General features: G+C 70.9%; 13 protein-coding genes. 7 read left to right on the top strand and 6 right to left on the bottom strand.

Features of this window, described 5'->3' with window-relative positions; genetic code table 11:
* Positions 1-90: 90 nt before the first annotated feature.
* The 6 genes from ABD831_RS07285 to ABD831_RS07260 are packed head-to-tail and all read left to right on the top strand — an operon-like array spanning position 91 to position 9,881.
* Positions 91-2,295 carry an alpha-1,4-glucan--maltose-1-phosphate maltosyltransferase gene (locus ABD831_RS07285; protein ID WP_425582794.1) on the top strand — a complete coding sequence of 735 codons (2,205 nt, stop codon included), beginning with the start codon at positions 91-93 and terminating at the stop codon, positions 2,293-2,295.
* A 3-nt stretch (positions 2,296-2,298) separates the two neighbouring features.
* Positions 2,299-4,005 carry a maltose alpha-D-glucosyltransferase gene (gene treS, locus ABD831_RS07280; protein WP_344943721.1) on the top strand — a complete coding sequence of 569 codons (1,707 nt, stop codon included), beginning with the start codon at positions 2,299-2,301 and terminating at the stop codon, positions 4,003-4,005.
* Positions 4,005-5,432 carry a maltokinase N-terminal cap-like domain-containing protein gene (locus tag ABD831_RS07275; protein ID WP_344943718.1) on the top strand — a complete coding sequence of 476 codons (1,428 nt, stop codon included), beginning with the start codon at positions 4,005-4,007 and terminating at the stop codon, positions 5,430-5,432. The genes treS and ABD831_RS07275 overlap by 1 nt, the downstream gene beginning before the upstream one ends.
* Entirely contained in the window at positions 5,429-7,744 is a 2,316-nt protein-coding gene (glgB, locus tag ABD831_RS07270) for a 1,4-alpha-glucan branching protein GlgB (protein WP_344943715.1), read from the top strand. Before ABD831_RS07275 ends, glgB begins: the two co-directional genes overlap by 4 nt.
* The gene (gene pgm, locus ABD831_RS07265; protein ID WP_344943712.1) at positions 7,741-9,387 is read left to right on the top strand and encodes a phosphoglucomutase (alpha-D-glucose-1,6-bisphosphate-dependent); all 1,647 of its coding nucleotides are present in this window, start codon (positions 7,741-7,743) and stop codon (positions 9,385-9,387) included. Before glgB ends, pgm begins: the two co-directional genes overlap by 4 nt.
* Positions 9,384-9,881 carry a hypothetical protein gene (locus tag ABD831_RS07260; RefSeq protein ID WP_344943709.1) on the top strand — a complete coding sequence of 166 codons (498 nt, stop codon included), beginning with the start codon at positions 9,384-9,386 and terminating at the stop codon, positions 9,879-9,881. Before pgm ends, ABD831_RS07260 begins: the two co-directional genes overlap by 4 nt.
* A gap of 72 nt (positions 9,882-9,953) precedes the next feature.
* Here the strand turns inward: ABD831_RS07260 and ABD831_RS07255 are convergent, their stop codons facing one another.
* The 5 genes from ABD831_RS07255 to ABD831_RS07235 all read right to left on the bottom strand — a co-directional run bounded on the left by ABD831_RS07255 (position 9,954) and on the right by ABD831_RS07235 (position 14,033).
* Complete coding sequence (locus ABD831_RS07255; RefSeq protein WP_344943706.1) at positions 9,954-10,901, bottom strand: tetratricopeptide repeat protein; 948 nt, start codon at positions 10,899-10,901, stop codon at positions 9,954-9,956.
* A 14-nt stretch (positions 10,902-10,915) separates the two neighbouring features.
* Positions 10,916-11,908, bottom strand: a complete 993-nt coding sequence (locus tag ABD831_RS07250) for a hypothetical protein (RefSeq protein ID WP_344943703.1) — start codon at positions 11,906-11,908, stop codon at positions 10,916-10,918.
* 222 nt (positions 11,909-12,130) lie between these two features.
* Entirely contained in the window at positions 12,131-12,658 is a 528-nt protein-coding gene (locus tag ABD831_RS07245; RefSeq protein ID WP_344943700.1) for a GNAT family N-acetyltransferase, read from the bottom strand.
* Entirely contained in the window at positions 12,651-12,965 is a 315-nt protein-coding gene (locus tag ABD831_RS07240) for a thiamine-binding protein (RefSeq protein WP_142177229.1), read from the bottom strand. The genes ABD831_RS07245 and ABD831_RS07240 overlap by 8 nt, the downstream gene beginning before the upstream one ends.
* A 60-nt stretch (positions 12,966-13,025) precedes the next feature.
* Positions 13,026-14,033, bottom strand: coding sequence for a GNAT family N-acetyltransferase (locus ABD831_RS07235; protein ID WP_344943695.1), 1,008 nt, complete (start codon positions 14,031-14,033; stop codon positions 13,026-13,028).
* A gap of 266 nt (positions 14,034-14,299) precedes the next feature.
* Between ABD831_RS07235 and ABD831_RS07230 the strand changes: the two genes are divergently transcribed.
* Complete coding sequence (locus ABD831_RS07230; protein ID WP_344943692.1) at positions 14,300-15,199, top strand: hypothetical protein; 900 nt, start codon at positions 14,300-14,302, stop codon at positions 15,197-15,199.
* Positions 15,200-15,313: 114 nt separating this feature from the next.
* Here ABD831_RS07230 and meaB read toward each other — a convergent pair whose 3' ends face one another.
* Positions 15,314-16,279, bottom strand: a complete 966-nt coding sequence (gene meaB, locus ABD831_RS07225; RefSeq protein ID WP_344943689.1) for a methylmalonyl Co-A mutase-associated GTPase MeaB — start codon at positions 16,277-16,279, stop codon at positions 15,314-15,316.
* Between the last annotated feature and the right edge of the window lie 16 nt (positions 16,280-16,295).

Raw genomic sequence — 16,295 nt, 5'->3', positions numbered from 1 at the left:
TCTTGCAACCCTTGCAGCGGGGTTTCACCCAGCGGACGGACCCGCGCCGCCTCATGGGCCAAACGCTGCAACTTCGATACGGTCGAACACGTGACTGGCTCAGCGAAGAAGCATCGTTCCAGCAAGCCGAACCGCGTGCGCACCGCCGCCCCACCCCCAGCCCGACGCGACGATGCCACCCCGACCGCAGACACCGCCTTCGTCGACGACACCGCGGCAGGAGCCGTCCACCTCGCCCCCGACCACCCCGTGAGCACCCCGCCGACCGTGGAGCGTATGCCGGGTGGCGCGCTCCCCATGGGACGGATCCCCGTGAGCGACGTCCGTCCTCTCGTCGACGGCGGCACCCGCCCCACGAAGTCGGTCGTCGGCGAAGAGTTCACCGTCCGGGCCAAGGTCTTCCGCGAGGGCCACGACGCCGTCAACGCGACGGCCGTGCTGACCGACCCCGACGGTTCGGACCACTACTTCGCGATGCACAGCGACAACCCCGGACTCTCCGAGTGGTCCGCCTCCGTCGTGGCCGACCGCGAGGGCTGGTGGACCTACCGCGTCGAGGGGTGGTCCGACCCCTATGCGACCTGGGTGCACGACGCCGGCATCAAGATCGCCGCCGGCGTCGACGAGGACCTCATGTGTGCCGAGGGCGTCCGCGTGCTCCAGCGCTTCGCCGACTCCGTGCGCGGTCTGGGGGTCGACGCGTCCGAGATCGACAAGGGCGTCGTCGCGCTCGGTGACACCCGGTCCCCCGCCGCCCACCGCTTCGGTGCGGCAACCTCTCCCGAGATCACGGGGCTCGCATCGCTCGTGCCGTTGCGCGAGTTCGTGTCGACCTCACCGGCCTACTCCCTGCTCGTCGAGCGCGAGCGCGCTCTCTACGGCGCCTGGTACGAGATCTTCCCGCGCTCCGAGGGAGCGCACCGGGACGAGACGACAGGTGTCTGGGTCTCGGGCACCTTCCGGTCCGCGGCCAAGCGGCTCCCGGCCATCGCCGAGATGGGTTTCGACGTCGTCTACCTGACCCCGATCCACCCGATCGGCACGACGGCCCGCAAGGGCCGCAACAACTCCCTCAGTGCCGAGCCCGGTGATCCCGGATCTCCTTACGCCATAGGCTCGCCCGACGGTGGGCACGACGCGATCCACCCCGACCTCGGCACGTTCGAGGACTTCGACCACTTCGTCGCCGAGGCGGGGCGCGCCGGGATGGAGGTCGCGCTCGACATCGCCCTGCAGGCCTCACCGGATCACCCGTGGGTGCAGACGCACCCCTCGCTCTTCACGACCCGCGCCGACGGCACCATCGCCTACGCCGAGAACCCGCCGAAGAAGTACCAGGACATCTTCCCGCTGAACTTCGACAACGACCCCGCCGCGGCGTACGCCGAGGTCCGCAGGGTCATCCAGGTGTGGCTCGACCACGGCGTGCGCATCTTCCGCGTGGACAACCCGCACACGAAGCCGGTTGCCTTCTGGCAGTGGCTGATCGCCGACGTAGCCCTCACCCACCCCGAGACGATCTGGCTCTCGGAGGCGTTCACCAAGCCGGCCATGATGCACGAGCTGGCCAAGGCCGGCTTCCAGCAGAGCTACACCTACTACGCGTGGCGCAATGCCAAGTGGGAGCTCGAGGAGTACGGCCGCGAGCTCGCGGGCGAGACCTCCGGGTCGGCCTACATGCGCCCCTCGTTCTGGCCGACGACGCACGACATCCTCACGCCCTACATGCAGTACGGCGGCCCGACCGCGTGGAAGCTGCGCGCGGCCGTCGCGGCGACGATGTCGCCGACCTACGGCATCTACGCCGGCTACGAGCTGATGGAGCACGTGGCCCGTCCGGGGGCCGAGGAGCAGATCGACAACGAGAAGTACGAGTACAAGGACCGTCAGTGGTACCTCTACGAGCCGGGCGGTCCCCTCGAGAGCCGGTCCCTCGCCTGGTACCTCAAGCGCCTCAACGACATCCGCGGCTGGCACCCGGCCCTGCGCTGGCTGCGCAACCTGCGCTTCCACGCTGCCGACGACGAGAACGTCCTCGTCTTCAGCAAGTCCCGGATCGTCGACCGGGAGACGGGTGAGCGCGACACGGTGCTCGTCATCGCCAACCTCGACCCGCACGCGACCCGTGAGACGTGGGTGCATCTCGACATGGAGGCTCTGGGTATGGCCACGTGGTCGACCTTCGAGGCACACGACCACATCACGAACCAGACGTGGGAATGGCGCCAGGACAACTTCGTCCGACTGGGGCCCGACTCCGAGCCCGTCCACATCATCCACGTGAGGAGCCACTGACGCATGCAGGGCCTCAACCTGTCCCAGCCCGGCCTGAAGCACGACCCCCAGTGGTTCAAGAAGGCAGTCTTCTACGAGGTGCTCGTTCGCGCCTTCGCCGACTCCAAGGGCTCCGGCGCCGGTGACTTCACCGGACTGATCAACCGGCTCGACTACCTCCAGTGGCTCGGGGTCGACTGCCTGTGGCTGCCGCCCTTCTACGCCTCTCCCCTGCGCGACGGTGGCTACGACATCGCGGACTACAAGGCGGTGCTGCCCGAGTTCGGGACGCTGCCGGAGTTCACCGAGCTCGTCTCGCAGGCACACGCCCGCGGCATCCGGATCGTCACCGACTTCGTCATGAACCACACGAGCGACCAGCACCCGTGGTTCCAGGCGAGCCGTGCCGAGCCGGACGGCCCCTACGGTGACTTCTACGTCTGGTCCGACACCGACGACGGCTACGACGACGCGCGCATCATCTTCGTCGACACCGAGGTGTCCAACTGGACCTTCGACCCGGTGCGCCGGCAGTTCTTCTGGCACCGCTTCTTCAGCCACCAGCCCGACCTCAACTTCGAGAACGAGGCCGTGCAGGAGGCGATGTTCGACATCGTGCGGTTCTGGATGGACCTCGGCATCGACGGCTTCCGCCTCGACGCGGTCCCCTACCTCTTCGAGGAGGAGGGCACCAACTGCGAGAACCTCCCCAAGACGCACGAGTTCCTCGCCAAGCTGCGCGCCATGGTCGACGCCGAGTACCCCGGTCGCATCCTGCTCGCGGAGGCCAACCAGCCGCCGGCCGAGGTCGTCGACTACTTCGGCACCGAGGAGGCGCCGGAGTGCCAGATGTGCTTCCACTTCCCCGTCATGCCCCGGCTCTACTACTCGCTGCGCGAGGAGACGGCCGCGCCGATCATCGACGTGCTCGCGGACACCCCCGCCATCCCGAACGGCACCCAGTGGGGCACCTTCCTGCGCAACCACGACGAGCTGACGCTCGAGATGGTCACGCCCGAGGAGCGGGCCGCGATGTACGGCTGGTACGCGCCGGACCCCCGGATGCGCGCCAACGTCGGCATCCGTCGCCGGCTCGCGCCGCTGCTCGACAACTCACGGCCCGAGATCGAGCTGATCCACGCCCTCATCCTGTCGCTCCCGGGGTCACCGTGCCTCTACTACGGCGACGAGATCGGCATGGGTGACAACATCTGGCTCACCGACCGCGACGCCGTCCGCACACCGATGCAGTGGACCCCCGACCGCAATGCGGGCTTCTCCAGCGTCGACCCGGGCAAGCTCTACCTCCCCGTCATCAGCAGCCTCGTCTACCACTACAACAACATCAACGTCGAGGCGCAGATGGCGTCCTCGGCCTCGCTGCTCCACTGGGTCCGCGGGATGCTCCAGATCCGCGGACGCCACCCCGTCTTCGGGCTCGGTGACTTCACGGTGGTCGAGGCCGACAACGACGCGATCCTCGCGTTCACGCGCACCATGGAGCCCGACGGGAACGAGCCCGGCGAGGCCGTGCTCTGCGTCAACAACCTCTCGAGCCGCCCACAGGCCGCGACGATCCAGCTGCCCGAGCACCTCGCGGGCCGGGAGCTCATCGACCTCTTCGGGGGCAGTGGGTTCCCGTGGGTCGCGAGCGACGGGCGGGTCACCCTGACCCTCGGCTCGCGTGACTTCTTCTGGCTCCGCGTGCGGGGCGGGGAGGACAACCGCTGATGGCCATCGTGCACAAGGGCGCGTCGATCGTGCCGACCAAGACCGAGATGGTCACCGAGTGGATGCCGCGCCAGCGGTGGTACCACGGCAAGGGCCACGTGCCGCAGCTGCGCCGCGTGGGCGGGTTCCGCTTCGAGGACCCCGAGGGAGAGGTCGGCTGCGAGACCCTGCTGCTCGCCGACGAGACCGTGACCCCCGCGGTCGTCTACCAAGTCCCGCTGACCTACCGGCCGTCGCCGCTCGAGGGCGGTGAGCACGCCCTGCTCGGCACCATGGAGCACAGCGTCCTCGGCACCCGGTGGGTCTACGACGCCCCGCACGACCCCGTCTACGTCGGCCAGCTGATGGCGACCATCCTCGGGTCGGGAGTCTCCGACGAGGCGCAGGCGTCGTCGGGCAGCAACGCCCTCGCGACGGGCTCGTCGACCGGTCACGCCCACGGGTCCGTGTCCTCGGCCACGGTGCTGAGCGGCGAGCAGTCCAACACCTCGATCATCTGCCGCATGACGGCGCCCGGGGGCGGCCCCGCCGAACCGGTCATCGTCAAGGTCTTCCGCACCCTGCAGGACGGCGAGAACCCCGACGTCGTCGTGCAGTCGGCTCTCACCGCCGAGGGTTCCGACCGGGTGCCGATGGCGATCGGGCACCTCTCCGGCGCCTGGGACTCCCCGGTCGGCGGGTCCCCGATGCACGGACACCTCGCCTTCGCCCAGGAGTTCATCCCGGGTGTCGAGGACGCCTGGCGCGTGGCCCTCGTGGCCGCGGCCTCCGGCGCCGACTTCACCGAGCGGGCCCGCGACCTCGGTGTCGTCACCGCCGAGATCCACGGCGCGCTCGCGCACTCGCTCGGCACCCACGAGGTGACGCCCGAGGCGCGTGAGGCCGTCGTCGCCTCGATGCGACAGAGGTATGCCGCCGCTGTCGCCCTCGTGCCCGAGCTCGACTCCTGCTCCGCCGCCGTCGAACGCGTCGTCGCCTCCGTGCGCGACGTGCACTGGCCGCCGCTGCAGCGGATCCACGGTGACTACCACCTCGGTCAGGTGCTCGACGTGCCCGAGCGCGGCTGGGTGGCCCTCGACTTCGAGGGCGAGCCCCTGCGCCCGCTCACCGAACGCGTACGACCCGACCTCACGGCGCGAGACGTCGCCGGGATGCTGCGGTCGTTCGACTACGCCGCTGGCTCTGTCGCCCTGGCCGAGGCCCCCGTCGACGCGACCGCCTGGGCTGCCGCCTGCCGCGCAGTGTTCCTCGACGGCTACGCCTCCGTCGCGGGCGCACCCGACGCCGACGCCCAGGCGCTGATCCGGGCGCTCGAGCTCGACAAGGCGTTGTACGAGGTCGTCTACGAGGCGCGCAACCGGCCCACGTGGCTGCCGATCCCGCTCGGCGCCGTCGAGCGGCTCACCACTGAGGAAGGCACGCCATGACCACCGACACCACCCGGGGCCCCTCCCTGGACGACGCAGCCATCACCGCCTTCCTCCAGGGTCGCAACGGACAGCCCCACGACCTGCTCGGCCACCACGTCGGCCCCGGCGGCCTCACCATCACCGCCTACCGCCCGTACGCCACCCGGGTCGGTGCCCGGCTCGACTCGGGTGAACGGGTCGACCTGCAGCACGTCCGGGACGGGATCTGGTCGATGACCTCGCCCGACTTCGGCACGACGCACGACTACCGGCTGCTCGTCGAGTACGGCGACGGCGTCGAGCACGAGCAGGACGACCCGTACCGCTTCGCGCCGACGCTCGGTGAGATCGACCGGCACCTCATCAACGAGGGCCGCCACGAGCAGCTGTGGACCGTCCTCGGGGCACACGTGCGCCACTACCCCGGGCCCCTCGGCGACGTCTGGGGCGTGTCCTTCGCCGTCTGGGCGCCGCGCGCCAAGGCCGTCCACGTCATCGGCGACTTCAACGACTGGGACCGTCGCTCCCACCCGATGCGCGCCCTCGGCGAGAGCGGCATCTGGGAGCTGTTCCTGCCCGGGGCCCAGGAGGGGATGAACTACCAGTTCGCCGTGCGCGGGCCCGACGAGCTCGTCCGGCTCAAGAGCGACCCGATGGCGCGCATGACGGAGGTGGCCCCCAAGCAGGCGGCCATCGTCACCGAGACCCACTACGAGTGGCGTGACGACGACTGGATGGAGCACCGCCGCACGAGCAACGCCCACCAGGGGCCGATGAGCATCTACGAGGTCCACCTCGGATCGTGGCGCCAGGAGCTGGGCTACCGCGGGCTCGCCGAGCACCTCGTCAACTACGTGCGCGACCTCGGTTTCACCCACGTCGAGTTCCTCCCCGTCATGGAGCACCCCTACGTGCCGTCGTGGGGCTACCACGTGACCGGCTACTACGCTCCGAGCTCACGCTGGGGCCGTCCGGACGACTTCCGCTTCCTCGTCGACGAGCTGCACCGGGCCGGCATCGGGGTCCTGCTCGACTGGGTGCCCGGGCACTTCGCCACGGACGAGTGGGCCCTCGCGCGCTTCGACGGCCTGCCGCTCTACGAGCACCCGGACCCCCGCAAGGGCTGGCACCCCGAGTGGGGCTCGAACATCTTCGACTACGGCCGGCCCGAGGTGCGCAACTTCCTCGTCGCCAACGCGATCTACTGGCTCGAGGAGTTCCACCTCGACGGCCTGCGCGTCGACGGGGTCGCCTCGATGCTCTACCTCGACTACGCCCGCGAGCCGGGCGCCTGGGTCCCCAACAAGGACGGCGGCCGCGAGAACCTCGAGGCCGTCGAGCTGCTCAAGGAGACCAACGGCACCGCCTACAAGCGCGTCGGCGGCATCGTCACGATCGCCGAGGAGTCGACGACGTGGCCCGGCGTCACCAAGCCGACCGACCAGGGCGGTCTCGGCTTCGGCTTCAAGTGGAACATGGGCTGGATGAACGACTCGCTGAAGTACCTCGGCGAGGAGCCCATCTACCGCAGCTACCACCACGGCAAGCTGACGTTCTCGCTCATGTACGCGTTCGACGAGAACTTCGTGCTGCCGATCAGCCACGACGAGGTCGTCCACGGCAAGGGCTCGCTGCTGCGCAAGTCGCGTGGCTCGCGGGTGGAGCAGGTGGCGACGCTGCGCGCGTTCCTCGCCTACCTCTGGTGCCACCCCGGCAAGCAGCTGCTCTTCATGGGCTGCGAGTTCGGCCAGGAGTCCGAGTGGTCCGAGGGCCGCAGCCTCGACTGGTGGCTGCTCGAGCAGCCGCTGCACTACCGCGTGCACAACCTCGTCAAGGACCTCAACGGCATCTACCGCAGCCACCGCGCCCTGTGGGAGCTCGACGCCGACCGTTCGGGCTTCGAGTGGCTCGAGGCCGACGACGCCGCCCACAACACCTTCTCGTGGTTGCGTTTCGGCAAGGGCGACCGGTCGACCGACGCCCCCGTCGTCGCCTGCGTCATGAACTTCAGCGGCGAGACGCAGGAGTCCTACCGGATCGGCCTGCCACGCGGCGGGCGGTGGACCGTCGTGCTCGACACCGCCGGCTACCACCCCGACGCCCCCAGCAGCGCCGGTCTCGTCGTCGAGGCCAGGGCGGAGGCCTGGCACGACCAGCCGTATGCCGTGGACCTCACGGTGCCGCGGCTGTCGACCGTCTGGCTCGTCCCCGTCGACGAGCCCGAGGTGCCGTCGCTCGCCTCGACGTCCGTCGGCACGGCGGGTCGGGCAACGCCCGGCGACGCCGGCTCCGCACCCGCCGTCACGACCACGAACGGAGACCCCTCATGACCCACCCGAGAGCCGGTCAGCCGGCCCTGCCCGAGGACCTCGTCGACGTCGACGCCCTCGTCGGCGCCTACTACGACCGGCACCCCGACGTCGACGACCCCGACCAGCAGGTCGCCTTCGGCACGTCGGGGCACCGCGGCTCGAGCCTGCGCACCGCCTTCAACGAGGACCACATCCTCGCCACGACGCAGGCCATCGTCGACTACCGCACCTCGCAGGGGTTCGACGGACCGCTCTTCATCGGGCGCGACACGCACGCGCTGTCCGAGCCTGCATGGCGGTCGGCCCTCGAGGTGCTCGTCGCCAACGGTGTCCAGGTGCTCGTCGACGACCGCGACGGCTTCACACCGACTCCGGCCGTCTCGCACGCGATCCTGCGCGCCAACCGCGGGAAGCCATCTGGTTCCAGCGGGCTCGCCGACGGCATCGTCGTGACCCCGTCGCACAACCCCCCGGCGGACGGTGGTTTCAAGTACAACCCGCCGCACGGTGGTCCGGCTGACACCGACGCGACCTCGGTGATCGCCAAGCGCGCCAACGACCTCATCCGGGACGGGCTCAAGGACGTCAGGCGCGTCCCCTTCGCGCAGGCCCGCAGTGATGCCGGCAGCTACGACTTCATGGGCACCTACGTCGACGACCTCCCCAACGTCGTCGACCTGGCCAGGATCCGCGACGCCGGGGTGCGCATCGGCGCCGACCCGCTCGGCGGCGCGTCGGTCGCCTACTGGGGCGAGATCGGCGAGCGTCACGGGCTGGACCTCACGGTGGTCAACCCGCGCGTCGACCCGCAGTGGGCCTTCATGACGCTCGACTGGGACGGCAAGATCCGGATGGACTGCAGCTCCCCGTCGGCCATGGCCTCCCTGATCCACGCCAAGGACGCCTACGACATCTCGACGGGCAACGACGCCGATGCCGACCGGCACGGGATCGTCACCCCGGACGCCGGGCTGATGAACCCCAACCACTACCTCGCCGTCGCGATCCAGTACCTCTACGGCGGCGGGCGCCCCGGCTGGCCCGGGACGACGGCCATCGGCAAGACTCTCGTGTCGTCGTCGATGATCGACCGCGTCGCGAGCGACCTCGGACGCACCCTCCTCGAGGTCCCGGTGGGCTTCAAGTGGTTCGTGCCGGGCCTGCTGGACGGCTCCGTGGGCTTCGGTGGCGAGGAGTCCGCCGGGGCCAGCTTCCTGCGCCAGGACGGCACCGTCTGGTCGACCGACAAGGACGGGATCCTGCTGGCGCTGCTGGCCTCCGAGATCCTCGCGGCGACCGGCAAGACCCCCAGCCAGCACTATGCCGAGCTGACCGCCAGGCACGGCAACCCGGCATACGCCAGGATCGACGCGGCTGCGTCACGCGAGGAGAAGGCCAAGCTGGGCGCCCTCTCCCCCGAGGACGTCACCGCGGAAACCCTTGCAGGAGAGCCGATCACGGGCAAGCTCACCGAGGCGCCGGGCAACGGCGCCAAGATCGGCGGCCTCAAGGTGACGACGGAGAGCGCGTGGTTCGCGGCGCGCCCGTCCGGCACCGAGGACGTCTACAAGATCTACGCCGAGTCCTTCCAGGGGGCCGACCACCTCGCCCGGGTGCAGGCCGAGGCCAAGGACGTCGTGTCGGCGGCCCTCGGCGGATGACCGAGGTCGACGAGTCCGGCCCGCGCGGCCGGCTCCTGCTCGTGACCGCGGCTCGGGCGCCTGCCCGGGCCGCGCTCGCCTCAGCCGTGACGACTCGCCTCGAGCGGGCGGTCCTCGTCGACGGTGCCGCGCTCGAGCACGCCCTCACGGCGGGAGCGCCGGGGGGCTGGGGCGAGCCGCCGACGTCCGAGCAGCTGAGGCTGCGACTGCTGCGATGGTCCGCCGCCCTCGCCGTGGCCGAGACCTACCAGCTCGAGGGCTTCGACGCCGTCGTCGCCGAGGACGCCCTCGGTGACCGGCTCGAGGACTTCCTCGACCTGGTCGAGCCCGAACCCGTCCACGTCGTGGTGGTGCGCGAGGACGCCGATCCGTCGACCCCGCACTGGGGACTGTGGGTGGACCTCGCCGACTCGACGGGCTCCACGGAGCGGGCCGCCGACGACGTGGTCGCCCGGCTGGACGACGCCCTCGTCCTCACGGCCGAGACCGACTGACCCCTGGACCCGACAGAGCAGCTCGTCGCCCGGTGCGACGAGCTGCTCTTCGGTCGAACGTGAGTGCCTGGCCTAGAAGAGGGCGCTCATGAGCGACTTGCGCGCCTTGACGACGCGCTCGTCCGTGACCCCCACGACCTCGAAGAGCTCGACGAGGTGCTCGCGCGCCCGGTTGCGGTCGGCGTCAGCCGTGACGCGCACGGTGTCGATGAGGCGCATGAAGGCGTCCTCGACGTGACCACCGAGCAGGTCGAGGTCGGCGACGAGGATCTGGGCGTCGACGTCGGTCGGGGCAGCTGCCGCAGCGGCGCGGGCGGCCTGCAGGTCCGCGCCCTGGGTGCGCTGCATCAGCCCCACCTGGGCGAGGCCGAGCTTGGCGTCCGTGTCGGCAGGACTCTGGGCCAGAGCCTCGCGGTAGGCGGCTGCGGCACCATCGAGGTCACCCGCCTCGATGGCGTCGAAGGCCTTCTGGTGCAGGGGCGGCAGGGGCTGCTCCTGCTCCGGCTCGTCCGTGGCGGAAGCGGCGCCGTCACCGGACGGGACGGTGCCCGTGACCCCGTGCTGGGCAGCCAGCTGCAGCACCTGGTCGATGACCGCGGTGATCTGGTCCTCGGGCTGCACCCCCTCGAAGAGCGGCACGGGCTGGCTCTGGACGAAGGCGAAGCTGACCGGGACGGCCTGCACCTGGAAGGCCTGCAGGATCGTGGGGTTGGCGTCGACGTCGACGGTGACGAGCTGGAAGCGTCCGCCGTAGCGACGCGCGACCGACCCGAAGGTCGTGACGAAGTCGGCGGACTCCTGCAGCCGCGGCGTCCACAGCACCATGACGACAGGGTGCGAGGCGGAGGCCGCGATGACGTCGCGGATCGAGGCGTCAGTGCCCTCGATGACGAGGCCAGCACCGTCCGCGGAGGTGGAGCCCGCGCCGGAGGCGGGGCCAGCCGGCTGGGCCGGACGCTTGAGCGATGACAGGTCGACGGCACCGCGAAGTGCTGCTGCGGTGAATGGCTGGTGACTCATAGATCAATCCTCCCTCACCGACCCGAGCCGGCGACGAGCTGGTCCGAAGCGGCGACGATGCGCGCCTGTCCAGACGCGGGGATGACGATGGCGACGATCTCGTTGGAGGTCAGGTTGGCCTCCGTGGTGATCTGCTTGATGCCGGTCAGGAGGGTGAGGTCCTTGGCCGGGGTGAGCTTGACGGGGGTTCGCATGGCGATGGCGTCGTTGCGCACGAGGTGGGCGAACACGATGGCACCCTTGCCGTCCTTGAGGCGCAACCCACCGACGACGCCCTTGGGCTCGTGCTCCTGCGTGAACGCGCCCTGGTTGTTCAGGGCCTGCGACTGCGCGACGGCCGACTGGCGCAGCTGCTCCGACAGCGGGTCGGCGGCGAGCAGCTTGGTCGCGGTCGGCTTGGGGTACTTCACCGATGCGGCGAAGGCTGCCATGACGTCGTCGGGCTTGGCGGCGAGGCCTGAGCCGTCGCCGACGGCGGCCGAGCCGTCGGTCGTGGGGTCGAGGGCGTCGAGCTTGGCGTCGGGAAGCATGGGCGTGACCGCGGCCGCCTTGAACGGGGCGCCGTTCTGGCCGCCGACGAGCAGCACGAGGACGGCCGCTCCGGTCTTCTTCAACGTCGTCTGGGCGAGCACCTGCTGGGGCGCGTCACCGCCGCGCGAGATCGCGAGCACCTTGACGCCGGTCGTCGCCAGCTGTGTGTCGGCCTTCTCCGCCGCCGTGCGACCGGGCAGGGTCTTGGCATACGCGTTCGCCGACTGGAGAGCCGCTCCGACGAAGGCCTTGTCGCGGGCGGCCGCGCCGGCCGCCGTGGCATCGAGGGACGACGTGGCAGCTGCGGTCACGGCCGACGTGGCCGTGGTCTGGGCGGCCTCCGGTGCAACCGCAGGGGTCCCCGCGCCGGCGGTGCCGCTGCTGCCGTCGTCGGAGTTGCCGGTGCAGGCGGAGAGCATGGCAGCACAGGCGAGCGCGGCGGCAAGAGCACGTCGACGGGTCGCGGTGCGGGGCATGGAAAAGCCTTTCGGTGACGCAGGGGGACAGGCCGAACTGGCTCGACCGCGACCCACGATACGCACGGACCGTGCTGGTTCCCCAATCCGGGGAAGAGGCTCGCCGAGGACATTTCCGGACGGTCTGGACGCGGATCGTGCGGGGGGATGCGATCGGTGTCAGGCCGGTCACGCTGGGCGCTCGAGCGTCCTGACCGGTATGCGCAGTTCGTCCCGTCCGTTTCAGGCGCGCCGGATCATCCGGATCTCGGATGTCCCGGTTGCCGGGTGCTCGCCGCGCCCACCCTCGTCGACGAAACCACGCCGCGTGTAGAACGCTCGGGCGCGCTCGTTGCCCTCCACCACCCAGAGGGTCGCCGAGCGTGGACCCACGAGCTCGTCGACGAGGCGGTCGGCGACGCCGGTGCCGCGGGCCGAAGCCGCCAGGTTGACGGCATACAGCTCCCACTCGGTGGGGGCGTCCTCGTCACGGCTCGGGCCGGCGCTCCCGAAACCCGCGAGGCCACCGTCGGGGCCGACGACGACGAGCGTGCGCGGGGCGACGCCCCCGGCGACGTCCTCGGCGACGTCCCCGGCGCGCGCCGCGACCAGCCGCCAGTTGTCCGCGCACCGTTCGTCGCTCAGCCCGGCGAGGTAGTCGGCGGGCATCAGCCCGGCATACGCGTCGCGCCAGACGGCCATGTGCACGCGGCCCAGCTCATCGCAGTCCTCGAGCGCGAGCGGCCTCAGGTGCCAGGCAGACTCAGTCATCCTGCTGACGGCCGAGTGCGTCCTCGAGGCGTTCGAGCTTGCCGTCGAGCTCACCTGTCCAGCCGGGACGGATGTCCGCCTTGAGCACGAGACCGACACGGGGTGAGGTCTCTGCCAGCACGTCGCAGCACTGCTTGACGACAGCCATGCACTCCTCCCACTCCCCCTCGATCGTCGTGAACATCGCGTCGGTGCGGTGCGGCAGACCGGAGTCGCGCACCACGCGGATGGCTCGGGCAACCGCGTCGGACACCGATCCGGTGTCGTCAGCCGCGACGGTGGGGGCGACGGAGAAGGCGATCAACATGACCTCACCGTATGCCGCCGCAGAGGGGGTCGCGCCCCCACCCCTGCACGCGCATCGGCCTCACAACGCCTTCTTCATCGTCAGCACGTCCTCGATGATCTCGAAGCCCAGGTCCTGGTTGATCCGGACCATCCACGGGTTCTGCTCGTCGTTCATCGTCTGCACCGAACGCCGTCCCGGCGCGAAGGAGGCCAGCTGGTCCAGGTTGGCGACCTTGACCGCCATGCCGAGCCGGTGACCACGGTGCTCGGGGAGCACCAGGGTGCCCCACTGGAACACGACGTTCGGGTCCCCGGACGGGATGGAGAGGTCGGTGTACGCGGCGACGACCCCGGTGTCGCGGTGCACGGCCACCGCCGTGAGGAACGTGCTGCCCTTGTCTCGGAGGTGGTCGAGCAACGTCTGGTAGTCCTCGACCGTCATCGACTCCGGTTCGAACTCGACGTCTCCGGTCGGGGCATCGAGCATGAGCCGGTTCGACGCGTCACAGACTCCCTGCCGCAGGTGCTCCGGCACGCCGTCGACGTGGACGCTCAGCTCGTACGCGTCGCCCATCGCCTCGGCCGCGTCGTCCCGGTACCGGGTCAGGAGGTCGGTCCCCACGGGCAGCGGCAGCGAGCGCACGATCTCGACGCTCGACACCGTGTAGCCACGCCGGAGCGCGAAGTCGCTATCAGCGTGGGACGCACGGGCACCCACCGGCACGAAGACCTGCGTGAGGAGCAGGTCGCGGCCGGCGTCCTTCGCCTGCTGCTCCGTCCACTCGACGAGGGCGGCACCGACCCCCTGACGGCGGTGCTGCGGGTCGACCTCGAGCTGAAACCAGCACTTGTCGAGGTTCTCGCGCTCGAAGATGGAGACGCGGGCCCACCCGACGGGCGCCCCGTCGTCGACGGCGACCGCGATCTGCTCGCGCTCCCCGGGGAACGAGAAACGCACCATCTTGAGGAACTCCTCCTCGGTGCGCTGGATCGGCTGGACGCGCGAGACGGCCTCGCTCCGCCGAGCCACGCCATGGAGCGCCTTGAGCATGACGTCGTCGTCATGGTCGAGCGGGATGATGTCCATCCCTCGACGGTGTCACCCCACGCCGTCGTGGCGCCAACGATTTAGGGCCACGCGCACCGCTCGCCACCCGCTCCCCACGCGCGTTCGTATGCCGTCCGTCCCCACCCGCGCTGGGCCCGTCCGGACGTGGTCCCTCGAGACACCCGAAGTCCCGGTCCGGCGGCCCCAGCCCGCACGGGAGCGGGCGGCGGCCCACCCTTGGCATGTCGCCGTGGCCTGTGGACGGCGCGCTCCGGCCCCCACGCCGCCGGGACACCCTGTCCCGTATGGAGGCTGACGCAGCGCTCAGGCGGCTCGGCGGCACGGCGACCCGCGCAGAGCTGCGTCCCCTCGTGGCGAAGCGTCGTCTCCGACGCGCCGTCGAGCTGGGGCTGGTGCTGCGGCCGCGACCCGGGAGGTACCTGCTGCCCGAGGTCGACACGGCTCGCGCCCTGGCCCACGAGCTGACCGCGGTGGTCTCGCTGCGCTCGGCGGCCCTGGCTCACGGGTGGAAGGTCAAGACCGTCCCGCCACGGCCGGAGGTCACGGTCCCGCCGGGGCGCAAGATCGCGCTCGGGACCCGACGGAGGGCGGCGGTGCTCACCTCGCGGCTCGAGGGCGCCGACGTCGCGGCCGGGACCACGACGCCGCTGCGCACCGTCATCGACTGCGCCCGGCACCTACCGTTCGACGAGGCGCTCGCCGTCGCAGACTCCGCTCTCCGCTCTCGCAGCGTGCGTCCCGCGGACCTCGCGATGGCGGCCCGTGAGGTCCGCGGCCCGGGGCGTCCGGGCGTCGTACGCGTGCTCACCTCGGCATCGGGCAGGGCCGCCAACCCCTTCGAGTCCGTGCTGCGCGCCATCGCTCTCGACGTCCCGGGGCTCGACCTCCGCCCGCAGGTGGGCATCGCGGTCGCGGGCGGCACACGCGTGGTGCCCGACCTCGTCGACGTCGCGCTGGGGATCGTCGCCGAGGCCGACAGCCACGAGTTCCACACGGGCAGAATGCAGCTGACACGTGACTGCTGGCGCTACGACGAGCTGGTGCTCGATGGCTGGGACGTCTACCGCTTCACGTACGAGCAGGTCATGTTCCAGGCGGCCTGGGTCCGGTCCGTGCTCGTGCGCGCGGAACGCCGGGCTCGCGCGACACAGGAACTCCGCGCTAGCGCAGGTTCGTACGCCTGAGCCGGCTCCCCGGCGCACACCTCACATGTCCGCGGGGAACGCCGCTCGCGGATCCGGCGCGCAGACGGGGACGACCGCGATCGGGAGGGGGCGCCGTCCCGCCAGTCCGACCGGTCAGGTGCCGAGCTGCTCGACGAGGCGGTCGGCGGCGGCATACGGGTCGGTGCGCCCGGCCATGACGTCCCGGGCCAGAGCGAGCACGCCCTCTCGCCCACCGAGGTGCCCGAGGCGGGCCCGCAGGGTCGCGAGCGCGATCGTCTCGATCTCGTCGGCGACGCGGCGCTCACGACGGCGCGCGAGCTCGCCGTTCTCCTCGAGGTGGGCGCGATGCTTGTCGAGCGCCTCCATGACCTCGTCGATGCCGATCTTCTGTGCCGCAACGGTTTTCACGACCGGAGGTCTCCACAGACCGGGCTCCGTGCGGTCACCGAGGGAGATCATGTGCCGCAGGTCGCGGACCGTCGCGTCGGCGCCGTCCCGGTCGGCCTTGTTGACGACGAAGACGTCACCGATCTCGAGGATGCCGGCCTTGGCGGCCTGGATGCCGTCGCCCATCCCCGGCGCGAGCAGCACGACCGAGGTGTCGGCCAGACCCGCGATCTCGACCTCCGACTGTCCGACCCCGACCGTCTCGACGAGCACGACGTCGCACCCGGCGGCGTCGAGCACGCGGATCGCCTGCGGCGTCGTGAACGACAGCCCGCCGAGGTGGCCGCGCGAGGCCATCGACCGGATGTAGACCTCGGGGTCCAGGGCGTGGTCCTGCATGCGGATCCGGTCACCGAGGAGCGCACCGCCCGAGAAGGGCGAGCTCGGGTCGACCGCGAGCACACCGACCCGCAGACCCCGCTCGCGGAAGGCGCCCACCAGCGCGGTGGTCGTCGTCGACTTGCCGACACCGGGCGACCCGGTGATGCCGATGACCCACGCGTTGCCCGCGTGGGGGGCCAGCATCGCCATCACCTCGCGGAGCGACCCGTGGCCGTCCTCGACGAGCGAGATGAGGCGCGCGACGGCACGCGGGGACCCCGCCCTGGCCGACTCGACCAGGGCGGGGACGTCGACGGATCGGCGCGCCACGGAGCGGTGGTGGTGG

Origin of the sequence: Terrabacter ginsenosidimutans (assembly GCF_039539425.1) — a bacterium.
Classification (GTDB): Bacteria; Actinomycetota; Actinomycetes; order Actinomycetales; family Dermatophilaceae; genus Terrabacter; species Terrabacter ginsenosidimutans.
The sequence above is the reverse complement of the archived record's forward strand: the minus strand, read 5'-3'. Positions and strand labels throughout refer to the sequence as shown.